The following is an 11,391-nucleotide window of genomic DNA, read 5'->3' as shown; positions in this document are numbered from 1 at the left end:
TCGACCGCCTGCAGCACGGGCCCGAACCCGTGCTGCAGGCGACAAAGGGTCGCAAGTTGGGGGATCCCTGTCCCGGGAACCCCAGATTGCGACCCTGTGCTGCGCTCGGCGGCGGGCATCGACGGGCACCGCAGGGATCACCGCCGCGCGGTAGCCTGGACCCATGACTGATGCCGCACCGACCTTCGATCTGCCGTGGGACGCATTGACGCCCGAAGCGGTCGGGAGCCTCTTCGGGGCGTCGCCCGTGCGCTGGTGGCTCTCGGGCGGTGCGGCGCTCGACCGCTGGCTCGGCGAACCCATCCGCGAACGCCGCAACATCGATGCGAGCGTCGTGCTCGCCGACCTCCCGGCGCTCATCGAGAGCCTGCCCGAGGGCGTCGACGCGTGGGCCGTGCGCGACGAGCGGCTCGTACCCTTCGCCGAGGTGACGGCCGAAGACGAGGTGCAGCCGGTGCTCGTGCGCGATATCGGGCGCGACGTCTGGGTGCTGCGCATCAACGTCGAAGACGGCGCCCCGCGCGCCTGGGTCTACAAGCGCGACCCGCGGCTGAATCTGGCGTGGGATCGCGCCGTGCTCGACCTCGACGGGATTCCGACCGGAGCCCCCGAGGTGCAGCTCGTGTGGAAGGCGCTGCGCCCGCGGCCCGAGGACGACGTCGACAAGGACGCGGTCGTGCCGAAGCTGTCCGACGAGGCGCGCGCCTGGTACGAGCGCTGCATCCTGTCGATCCACCCGCACTCGTCGTGGTCGATCCACGTGCGCAGCCCCTTCGCGCCGGCGAAGGCGAGCTGGAACCGCACGAAGCGCCAATAGCCCCGAGGGTCGCCCGGGCGCCGGGCCTCAGCGCGCGGCGACCGCCTGCAGCACGAGGGCGCGGAACCAGCGCTGCGCCGGCGACAGGCCCGCGTCGCTGCGCGTGTACAGCGACACGGGCGTGCTGTGCGCGGGCCAGGGGAGCTCGGCGAGCCGCAGCCCGGGGTACCAGCCGATGAACACTTCGGCGACGTGGCGCGGCACGAGCACGACGAGGTTCGTCGCCTCGAGCACGGCCGGCACGGTCGCGTACTCCTCGACGGTGAGCGCGACCCGCGGCATGAGGCCGTGGTCGGTGAGCGCCTGCAGGGGGAAGATGTGGCCGCCGCGGGCCGACACCCGCATGAAGCGGCGCCCCTCGAACATGTCGGGGCCGGTCTCGGGCAGCGGGTGCTCGCCCGAGGTGAGCGCCACGTACTCGACCGCGCGCACATGGCTGCGCCAGAGGCGAGGGCTCGCGATCATCGATACGGTCATCGCGAGGTCGACGGTGCCGCGGGTCAGCCCGTCCTCCACCTGATCGGAGTCGAGGCGGGAGACCTGCAGGTGCGGGAACGAACCGGCGCGGGCGAGGGCCGTCATGATCGGGGGGAGGAAGGTCTGCTCGCCGATCGAGGTGAGCCCGAGCTTCAGCTCGCCGCTGAACTCGGAGGGGTCGAAGGCGTCCGCCTCGTCGACGGTGGTGTCGATCTGGGCCAGGGCCTCGTGCAGCGGCCCGAAGAGCTGGGTCGCCTTGCCGGTCGGCACCATCGCGTGCCCCTCGCGCTGGAAGAGCGCGTCGTCGAACTGCTCGCGCAGGCGCCGCAGCGTGTAGCTGACGGTCGGCTGCGTGACGTGCAGCAGGTCGGCGACGGCCGTCACGCTGCGCAGCTCGTAGAGCGCGACGAAGGTGCGCAGGTGGTTCAGATCCGAAAGCGCCATGCATAGATTGTATCTATACAGGGATCCCTGAGTATCTATTCGACTATATGCATGAAGCGACCTAACCTGGAGGTCATCAGCCACTCAGTGATAAGGACGTCCCGCGTTGATCATCGATATTCACGGCCATTACACGACCGCTCCCGCACAGCTCGGCGCCTGGCGCGATCTGCAGATCGCGTTCGCCGATGGGACGGGCGAGGCGCCGGACCCGAAGACGCTGCATATCTCCGATGACGACATCCGCGAGACGATCGAGGCGAACCAGCTGCGCCTCATGAACGACCGCGGCAGCGACATCACGGTGTTCAGCCCCCGCGCCTCGTTCATGGCGCACCACATCGGCGACTTCGCGGTCAGCGAGACCTGGGCGCGCATCTGCAACGACCTCGTCGCCCGCGTCAGCGAGCTGTTCCCCGACCGCTTCCTCATGGGCGCCATGCTGCCCCAGTCGCCCGGCGTCGACCAGAAGACCACGCTCGACGAGCTTACCCGCGCGGTCGAGGAGCTCGGCGCGGTGACCGTCAACATCAATCCCGACCCCTCGGGCGGCAAGTGGTCGGCGCCCGCCATCACCGACCGCTCGTGGTACCCGATCTACGAGAAGCTCGTCGAGTACGAGATCCCTGCCATGGTGCACGTGAGCACCACCTGCCGCCCCGACGTCTTCCACACCACCGGAGACCACTACCTCGGCGCCGACACCACGGCGTTCATGCAGCTGCTCAAGGGCGACCTCTTCCGCGACTTCCCCGACCTGAAGCTCGTCATCCCGCACGGCGGCGGCGCGGTGCCCTACCACTGGGGGCGCTTCCGCGGCCTCGCCATGGCGCTCGGCAAGCCCGAGCTCGAAGAGCACCTGCTGAACAACGTCTACTTCGACACCTGCGTCTACCACCAGCCGGGCATCGACCTGCTCACCGACGTCATCCCGACCGACAACATCCTGTTCGCGAGCGAGATGATCGGCGCCGTGCGCGATGTCGACCCCCGCACCGGGCACTACTTCGACGACACCAAGCGCTACGTCGACGCGACGCCGAACCTGAGCGACGAGGCGCGTGCGCAGATCTTCGAGGGCAACGCCCGCCGTATCTACCCGCGCCTCGACCGCGCCCTGACCGCCCGCGGTCTCTGACACCGCCGAAGATCGAGAGAGGATCTCCATGCGCACCAACAACCTGGGTATCGTCCGGACCGCGATCGAGCGGCCCGACCCCGCCGAGGTCGCGCGTCTGTCGAAGTTCGGCGTCGCGACCATCCACGAGGCGATGGGCCGCGTCGGCCTCATGCGCCCCTACATCCGCCCCGTCTACCACGGCGCGAAGCTCTGCGGCCCCGCGGTGACCGTACTGCTGCAGCCCGGCGACAACTGGATGTTCCACGTCGTCGCCGAGCAGGTGCAGGAGGGCGACGTCGTCGTCGCCGGCTGCACCACCGAGAGCGAGGACGGCTTCTTCGGCGACCTGCTCGCGACCTCGCTCACCGCCCGCGGCTGCAAGGGCCTCGTCATCGACGGCGGCGTGCGCGATGTCGCCGACCTCGAGGAGATGGGCTTCCCCGTCTTCTCGCGCGCCATCAACGCGAAGGGCACCGTCAAGGCGACGCTCGGCTCGGTCAACGTGCCGGTCGTCGTGGCGAACGCGCTCGTGAACCCGGGCGATGTGGTCGTCGCCGATGTCGACGGCGTCGTTGTCGTGCCGCGCGAGTACGTGTCGGCGGTCGCCGATGCGAGCCAGAAGCGCGAGGACAACGAGGAGGCGAAGCGCCAGCAGTTCCGCGACGGCGTGCTCGGCCTCGACATCTACGGCATGCGCGAACGTCTCGCCGACGCCGGCATCGAGTACGTGGAGGGTTGAGCATGGCGCACGGAGACACCACCGGCGATTTCGAGAAGACCCCGGGCTGGCTCGACTGGTACGACGGGCCCGCGAAGCCCGCGTTCCAGCTGCCCGCGGGGGCGGTTGACGCCCACTGCCACGTCTTCGGGCCGGGCGAGCAGTTCCCGTACGCGCCCGAGCGCAAGTACACGCCCTGCGACGCCTCGGCCGAGCAGCTGTTCGCCCTGCGCGACCACCTCGGCTTCGAGCGCAACGTCATCGTGCAGGCCACCTGCCACGGCGCAGACAACCGGGCGCTGGTCGATGCACTCGAGCGCAGCGAGGGCCGGGCGCGCGGCGTCGCCACGGTGCGGCGCGACGTCACGGCCGAGCAGCTGGCCGAACTCCACGCGGCCGGCGTGCGCGGCGTGCGCTTCAACTTCGTGAAGCGCCTCGTCGATCGCGTACCGACCGATTCGCTCGAGGAGATCGTCGCGAAGATCGCGCCGCTCGGCTGGCACGTGGTCATCTACTTCGAGGCCGCCGACCTGCCCGAGCTCTACGACTTCTTCTCGGCCATCCCGACCGACGTGGTCGTCGACCACATGGGCCGCCCCGACGTCTCGAAGGATCCGGACGGACCGGATTTCGAGCTGTTCCTCCGGTTCATGCGCGAGAATCCGAATGTGTGGACGAAGGTCTCGTGCCCCGAGCGGCTGAGCATCACGGGCCCCCGGGCCCTCGCTGGGGAGCAGCACGCCTACACCGACGTCGTCCCGTTCGCCCGTCGCGTGGTCGAGGAGTTCCCCGACCGCGTGCTGTGGGGCACCGACTGGCCCCACCCCAATCTCAAGGACCACATGCCCGACGACGGGCTGCTGGTCGACTACATCCCCCGGATCGCGCCGACCCCCGAACTGCAGCGGCAGCTGCTGGTCGACAACCCCGCGCGACTCTACTGGCCCGAAGGAGCATGACATGGCACTCGACAAACCGTACAAGGACGTTCCCGGCACCATCATCTTCGACGCCGAGATGGCCCGGAAGGGCTACCACCTCAATCAGTTCTCGATGTCGCTGATGAAGCCCGAGAACCGCGAGCGCTTCCTCGCCGACCAGGAGGCCTACCTCGACGAGTGGCCGCTCTCGCCGAAGCAGCGCCAGGCCGTGCTCGACATGGATCTCAACTCCATGATGGAAGAGGGCGGCAACATCTACTTCCTGTCGAAGATCGGCGCGACCCACGGCCTCAGCTTCCAGCAGATGGCCGGCTCGATGACCGGCATGTCCGAGGCCGCGTACCGCGACATGATGGTGAACGGCGGTCGCCGCCCCGAGGGCGCGCGCGCCAAGGATCTCGACGGCTGGCAGCCGCCGAAGCCCGGCGAGAAGTCCGAGGTCATGCGCGAGAACCCGCCCGCCAAGTACACCTCGGCGCTCTTCACCTCGCACGTGCCCGCGATCGGCGCCGCGATGGATCTCGGCAAGACCGAGGAGCCGTACTGGAAGAAGGTGTTCACCGGGTACGAATGGACCCGCAAGTGGGCGCGCGAGAACCGCCCCGACGTCGTGATCCTCGTCTACAACGACCACGCGACCGCCTTCGACTCGTCGATCATCCCGACCTTCGTGCTCGGCACGGGCGTCGAATACCCGGTCGCCGACGAGGGCTACGGCCCGCGCCCGGTGCCCGACGTGAAGGGCTACCCCGAACTCGCCGCGCACATCGCGCAGTCGGTGATCCAGGACGACTTCGACCTCACCCTCGTCAACGAGATGGTCGTCGACCACGGCCTCACGGTGCCGCTGTCGCTCGTCTACGGCGAGATCGACCCGGCAGACGAGTGGCCCGTGCGCGTCATCCCGCTCGCCGTCAACGTCGTGCAGTACCCCGTGCCCTCGGGCCGCCGCTGCTACGAGCTCGGCAAGGCGCTGCGCCGCGCGCTCGACAAGTGGGACGGCCCCGAGCTCAACGTGCAGATCTGGGGCACCGGCGGCATGAGCCACCAGCTCCAGGGCCCCCGCGCCGGCCTCATCAACGAGGAGTGGGACAACGCTTTCCTCGACCACCTGATCGCCGACCCGCTGGGCCTCACCGAGTGGCATCACATGGAGTACGTCGACGAGGCGGGCTCCGAGGGCATCGAGCTCGTCGACTGGCTCATCGCCCGCGGCGCGATGGACGACCAGTTCGGCGGCGGCGCCCCGTCGGTCGACCACCGCTTCTACCACGTGCCCGCCTCGAACACGGCGGTCGGGCACCTGGTGCTGAGCAATCCGGTCGCCGGGACCGTCGACATCGCCGACGACGCGAATGTCGCCGAGCCGGTCGAGCAGGCGCCCGTCCCCGAGCCCGAGGCGACCGCAGCCATTGCGACCGCCTGAGATCATGATTCTGAATCGCGAAAGGGAGAGCGAATGAGCGACAAGATCCGCATTGCCGTCGTCGGCGCGAACGGCGCGTTCGGCATGAAGCACCTTGACGGCCTGAAGAACATCGAGGACGCGGAGGTGACGGTCGTCGCGGCGACGTCGCAGAAGAAGGCCGACGGCGTCGCCGCGAAGTACGGCGTGCCGAACGCCGTGGTGGGGCTCGAGGCCGTGCTCGAGCGCGACGACGTGGATGCGGTCATCCTGGCGACGCCGACCGGCATGCACGCCGAGCAGACGCAGGCCGTGCTCGCGGCCGGCAAGCACGTGCAGGTCGAGATCCCGCTCGCCGACTCCCTCGCCGACGCGGAGGCCGCGCTCGCCGCCGCCGATTCCGCCGCCGGGTCGGGGCTCGTCGCCATGGTCGGCCACACCCGTCGTTTCAACCCGTCGCACCAGCTCGTGCACGATCGCATCGTCGCGGGAGAGTTCAACGTGCAGCAGATGGACGTGCAGACGTACTTCTTCCGCCGCACGAACACGAATGCCAAGGGCGAGCCGCGCTCGTGGACCGACCACCTGCTGTGGCACCACGCCGCGCACACCGTCGACCTGTTCGCCTACCAGGCGGGCAAGATCGTCGAAGCGCACGCGATCCAGGGCCCCATCCACCCCGAGCTCGGCATCGCGATGGACATGTCGATCCAGCTCAAGAGCGAGAGCGGCGCGATCTGCACGCTCTCCCTCTCGTTCAACAACAACGGCCCGTTCGGCACGTTCTTCCGCTACATCGGCGACACCGAGACCTACATCGCGCGCTACGACGACCTGTTCAACGGTCGCGAAGAGCAGATCGATGTCTCGGGCGTCGCAGTCGGCATGAACGGCATCGAGCTGCAGGATCGCGAGTTCGTCAGCGCCATCCGCGAGGGCCGCGAGCCGAACTCGTCGCTCGCCCAGGTCATCGACTGCTACCGCGTGCTCGGCGCGCTCGAAGAGCAGCTCGCATGATGCTGCCCCGCACCGGCCTCGGATGCATGAACCTGAGCCACGCGTACGGCACCCCGCCCTCAGAGGCGGAGGGCCTCGCGGTGCTCGACGCCGCCTTCGAGGCCGGTGCGGGCTTGCTCGATACGGCCACCCTCTACGGCGGCGGCCGCAACGAGGAGCTCGTAGGCCGGGCTCTTCGCGGGCGTCGCGACGAGGTCGTGCTCGCGAGCAAGTGCGGCATGGCGATCGTCGACGGCGTCAAGAAGATCGACGGCCGCCCCGAGACGCTGCGCCAGCAGATCGACGCGTCGCTGCGGCGCCTCGACGTCGAGCACATCGACCTCTACTACCTGCACCGGTGGGACAAGCAGGTGCCCATCGCCGAGAGCGTCGGCGCCCTCGCCGAGATCCGCGACGCCGGCAAGATCGGCGCCATCGGCCTCTCCGAGGTGTCGGTGCAGCGGTTGCGCGAGGCGCAGGCCGAGACGCCGATCGCCGCGGTGCAGAACGAGTACTCGCTGTGGAGCCGCAACCCCGAACTCGGCATGCTCGACGCCACCCGCGAGACCGGCGTCGCGTTCGTCGCGTTCTCGCCGCTCGCGCGCGGTTTCCTGAGCGACGGCGTCGACGACCCGGCCGAGTTCGCCCCGAAGGACATCCGCCGCAACATGCCCCGCTTCCAGCCCGAGCACTGGCCGGCGAATGCCGCGCTGCTGCCGGCCTGGCGCGCCCTCGCTGTCGAGGCCGGGTGCACCCCGGGCCAGCTCGCCCTCGCCTGGGTGCTCTCGCGCGGCGACCACGTCACCGTCATTCCCGGCACCACGAGCATCGCGCACCTGCGCGAGAACGAGGCCGCGGCCGATCTCGCGATCGATGCCGCGCTCCTCGCGCGGGCGGGCGAGATCATCGGCACCGAGACGGTGTCGGGCCCCCGTTACAACGCGGCCTCGTCGGCCGAGGTCGACGCCGAGACCTTCGAGGTCGCGGCATGAGGGCGATCTCGTCGATGGCCACCCGCCACGTGCTGACGGCCCTCGGCGCCGAAGCCGGGCGGGCGGGCCTTCCCGGTCTCGAACTCGAGTCGGTGGGCGGCGTCGATGCGGCGACGCGCGTCGCCGCGGGCGAGCCGTTCGACCTCGTGTTCCTCGCATCGGGCGCGCTCTCGAAGCTCGCGCAGGCCGGGCATGTGCGCGCCGAGACGGTGACGCCGCTCGTCGTGTCCCAGGTCGCCGTCGCGGTGCCCGCACCGGGCGTCGAGGCGGCGGAGGCCCCCTCGAGGCCCGCGTTCGCCGATGCGGCCGCGCTGCGGGAGGCGCTCCGCGGCGCCGCGCGCATCGGGTACTCGACCGGGCCGAGCGGCACCGCGCTCGTCGGCATGATCGAGGAGTGGGGCCTCTCCGGTGAGATCGGCGAGCGCCTGACCCAGGCGCGGCCCGGCATCCCCGTCGCCCGTTCGCTCGCCGACGGAGAGGTCGACCTCGGCTTCCAGCAGCTGAGCGAGCTGGTCGGCGCCCCCGGCATCCGGATACTCGGCGTGATGCCCGCCGACTGCGCGATCGACACCGTGTTCTCCGGGGCGGTCGCCGCGACCGCCGCCGATGTCGCGGGGGCCGAAGCGGTGCTGCGCTTCTTCGGCTCGGCCGACGCCGCTCCCGTCAAGGCCGCGCACAGCTTCGCGGCGGCCTGACCCGGGCGTGGCCGAGGCGGCCGTTCTCACGGCGCGACAGCGGCCGAGGAGCGGGTGCACAACAGTGGAGAGGACGCGAAGGTGACGGATTCTGCGAGGGGCGTGCTGCTCAGGTTCGCTCCGGCGATCTACGGGCCGAACCTGCTCTTCGCACTCGGCGAGGGCGCGGTCGTGCCGCTGATCCCGGTGATCGCGACGAAGCTGGGCGCCGATCTGTCGCTGTCCGCGTTCATCGCGACCGCCCTCGTCGTCGGGCAGCTGTGCGGCAATCTGCCGGCCGGCTGGTTCGTCGCGCGCCTCGGCGAGCGCAAGACGATGGTGCTCGCGGCCGTGGTGGCGCTCGTCGGCGCGGCAGGCATCGGCCTCGCCCCGAACCTCGGCGTGCTCGCCGCGTCGGTGTTCGTCATCGGTCTCGCCGCGGCGGCGTTCGGCCTGGCGCGGCATGCGTTCATGGTGGTGCACGTGCCGCTGGCCTTCCGCGCCCGCGCGCTCGCGCTGCTCGGCGGCACCTTCCGTTTCGGCATGTTCGCGGGGCCCATGTGCGCCGCCCTGCTGCTGACCCTCACGGGCGCGACGGAGTCGGCCGCCTGGTTCTTCGTCGCCTGCCTCGTCGGCTGCGCGGCGCTGGCGGGTCTCGGGCCCGATCCCGAGCTCGAGATGCAGCGGCAGGAGTCGCGGGGCCCGGCCGATGCCGTGACCGCGACGGGCCCGATCGTCGGCCCGAGCGGGGTGCTCGCGACCATGTGGCGCCATCGCGGGGTGCTCGCGCGCATGGGCGTCTCGGCCTCGGCGCTGTCGGCGGTGCGCCAGTCGAGGCAGGTCGTGCTGCCGCTGTGGGGCGTCTCCCTCGGCCTCGACCCCGAGGCCATCGCGCTCGTCATCGGTGTGACCGGCGCGATCGACTTCGCGCTGTTCTACGCGAGCGGTCAAGTGATGGATCGCTTCGGGCGGCTGATGGCGGTGCTGCCTTCGATGCTGATCATGGGCCTCGGCTTCCTGCTGCTCGCCCTCTCGCACGACCTCCCGGGCGCCGGGGTCTGGTACGCGGCGATGGCGGTGCTCACGGGCGTCGGCAACGGCCTCTCGACCGGCATCCTGATGACGCTCGGTGCCGATCTGTCGCCGAGGGGCGACCCCGCGCCGTTCCTCGGGTCGTGGCGCCTCATCGGCGATGCGGGCGGTGCGGCGGCGCCGCTGCTGTTCTCGGCCCTCGCGGGGGTCGCTACGATCGGCATCGCGACGGCCGCGGTCGGCGTCATCTCGCTCGCCGGCGCCTGCGGGTTCGCGCGCTGGATCCCGCGCTACATCACCGCGAAGCGGTAGGCGCGACCGCCTCAGGGGAGGTGTTGCTCCAGGGATCGACGGGCGTATCGGCGCCGAACGACCGGACAGTCGAAGTGCAGTGATTCCGCTATCCGGTCGTTCCGCGCCTCTACGCCGGCCTCGCGTCAGGGGCCCGGAGCCAGGGTGCGGAGCCGAAGGTGCCGGCCGCAGCTCCCGGCGCTCAGACGTCGGTGCGCAGCGGCCAGCCCGTGTAGGCCTCGGCCAGATACTTCTGGCCCGCCTCGGAGTCGACGACCGAGCGCAGCTCTCCGAGCTGGCGCAGGCGGTCGAATTCGCTCGCCTCGGGCTGCAGGTGCAGCATGCTCGTCATCCACCACGAGAAGTGCTGCGACTTCCAGATGCGCTTGCGGGCGGCCTCGCTGTAGTTGTCGATGCCCGACGCGTCGTTCTCCGTGAGCAGGCGGCGCAGCGCCTCGTTGAGCAGCACGACGTCGGCGATGGCGAGGTTCATGCCCTTCGCGCCGGTCGGCGGCACGGTGTGCGCGGCATCGCCGACGAGGGCGACACGGCCGTGGCGCAGCTCGCTCGCGACGAAGCTGCGGAAGCGCAGCACATCGCGCTGGAAGATGTGCCCTTCCTCGAGATCGTGGCCGGGGGTGCGCCGCTGCAGGATGTCCCAGATCTCGCTCTCGCTCAGCGACTCGGGGTCGGTCAGCGGGTCGCACTGGAAGTACATGCGCTGCACCGAGGGGCTGCGCTGGCTGATGAGCGCGAAGCCGTCGGGCGAGTTGCTGTAGATGAGCTCCTCCGCGCTCATCGGCGCCTCGGCGAGTACGCCGAACCAGGCGAAGGGGTATTCGCGGAAGTGGCCCGACGAGCGCGAGCCCGTGACCGTGGGGCGTACGGCGCTGTGCGATCCGTCGGCGCCGACGACGAAGTCGGCGACGATCTCGAAGTCGTTCCCGTCGGCGTCGGTGCCGAGCACGCGGGGCGTGTCGGTCTCGGCGCCCTCGACGGCGGTCACCCGGGCGCCGAAGCGCAGATCCTGCCCGGCCTCGAGGCGGGCCGCGATGAGGTCTTTCAGCACCTCGTGCTGCGGGTAGAGCCATACGCTGCGGTCGATGAGGGTCTTGAAGTCGATGCGATGGGCCTCGTCGTCGAAGTGCAGCTCGATGCCGTCGTGGCGGTCGCCGATCTCGTGCACGCGGCTGTGCGGGATCTTCTCGAGCAGCTCGACGGTGCCCTGCTCGAGGATGCCGGCGCGGATGGTCGACTCGATCGATTCGCGGTCGCGCGAGTCGACGATGATCGAGTCGATGCCGGCCTCGGCGAGCATGTGCGAGAGGAGGAGGCCCGCGGGGCCTGCTCCGACGATGGCGACGCGGGTGCGTTCTGCGGTCATGGGGTGTCTCCTTCGACTCGGTCTGATGCCAGTGTGCGATGCCGTGCGCCCGCTCGCACATTCTTCCCAATCAATGAGAAACGACCGAGCCGGGGGGCGA

The 11,391-nt window shown here is 70.2% G+C and carries 11 protein-coding genes; 9 read left to right on the top strand and 2 right to left on the bottom strand.

Annotated features, from left to right (window positions below; genetic code table 11):
- Nucleotides 1–163 precede the first annotated feature (163 nt).
- Complete coding sequence (locus NHL51_RS04885; RefSeq protein WP_434142123.1) at nt 164–817, top strand: hypothetical protein; 654 nt, start codon at nt 164–166, stop codon at nt 815–817.
- Between the two features lie 27 nt (nt 818–844).
- Here the strand turns inward: NHL51_RS04885 and NHL51_RS04880 are convergent, their stop codons facing one another.
- Complete coding sequence (locus NHL51_RS04880) at nt 845–1,738, bottom strand: LysR family transcriptional regulator (protein ID WP_434142121.1); 894 nt, start codon at nt 1,736–1,738, stop codon at nt 845–847.
- 106 nt (nt 1,739–1,844) lie between these two features.
- Between NHL51_RS04880 and NHL51_RS04875 the strand changes: the two genes are divergently transcribed.
- From NHL51_RS04875 to NHL51_RS04840, 8 genes are all read left to right on the top strand, one after another.
- Entirely contained in the window at nt 1,845–2,876 is a 1,032-nt protein-coding gene (locus tag NHL51_RS04875; protein ID WP_434142119.1) for an amidohydrolase family protein, read from the top strand.
- A 28-nt stretch (nt 2,877–2,904) separates the two neighbouring features.
- Nucleotides 2,905–3,597, top strand: a complete 693-nt coding sequence (gene ligK / locus NHL51_RS04870; protein ID WP_434142117.1) for a 4-carboxy-4-hydroxy-2-oxoadipate aldolase/oxaloacetate decarboxylase — start codon at nt 2,905–2,907, stop codon at nt 3,595–3,597.
- Between the two features lie 2 nt (nt 3,598–3,599).
- Nucleotides 3,600–4,535 (top strand): amidohydrolase family protein, encoded by a 936-nt coding sequence (locus NHL51_RS04865; protein WP_434142115.1) that lies wholly within the window; start codon nt 3,600–3,602, stop codon nt 4,533–4,535.
- A gap of 1 nt (nt 4,536) precedes the next feature.
- Nucleotides 4,537–5,943, top strand: coding sequence for a protocatechuate 4,5-dioxygenase subunit alpha/beta (locus NHL51_RS04860; protein ID WP_434142114.1), 1,407 nt, complete (start codon nt 4,537–4,539; stop codon nt 5,941–5,943).
- A gap of 33 nt (nt 5,944–5,976) precedes the next feature.
- Nucleotides 5,977–6,939 (top strand): Gfo/Idh/MocA family oxidoreductase, encoded by a 963-nt coding sequence (locus NHL51_RS04855; protein ID WP_434142113.1) that lies wholly within the window; start codon nt 5,977–5,979, stop codon nt 6,937–6,939.
- Entirely contained in the window at nt 6,936–7,910 is a 975-nt protein-coding gene (locus tag NHL51_RS04850) for an aldo/keto reductase (protein WP_434142110.1), read from the top strand. The genes NHL51_RS04855 and NHL51_RS04850 overlap by 4 nt, the downstream gene beginning before the upstream one ends.
- Nucleotides 7,907–8,605 carry a substrate-binding domain-containing protein gene (locus NHL51_RS04845; protein ID WP_434142109.1) on the top strand — a complete coding sequence of 233 codons (699 nt, stop codon included), beginning with the start codon at nt 7,907–7,909 and terminating at the stop codon, nt 8,603–8,605. The genes NHL51_RS04850 and NHL51_RS04845 overlap by 4 nt, the downstream gene beginning before the upstream one ends.
- Nucleotides 8,606–8,686: 81 nt before the next feature.
- Nucleotides 8,687–9,928, top strand: a complete 1,242-nt coding sequence (locus tag NHL51_RS04840; protein WP_434142108.1) for an MFS transporter — start codon at nt 8,687–8,689, stop codon at nt 9,926–9,928.
- A gap of 181 nt (nt 9,929–10,109) precedes the next feature.
- On the opposite strand, the gene NHL51_RS04835 is transcribed toward NHL51_RS04840, so the two are convergent.
- Nucleotides 10,110–11,291 carry a 4-hydroxybenzoate 3-monooxygenase gene (locus NHL51_RS04835; RefSeq protein ID WP_434142105.1) on the bottom strand — a complete coding sequence of 394 codons (1,182 nt, stop codon included), beginning with the start codon at nt 11,289–11,291 and terminating at the stop codon, nt 10,110–10,112.
- Nucleotides 11,292–11,391 lie beyond the last annotated feature (100 nt).

It is taken from the genome of Leucobacter sp. gxy201 (genome assembly GCF_051043335.1).
Classification (GTDB): Bacteria; Actinomycetota; Actinomycetes; order Actinomycetales; family Microbacteriaceae; genus Leucobacter.
This window is presented reverse-complemented; position numbering and strand designations above follow the sequence as displayed.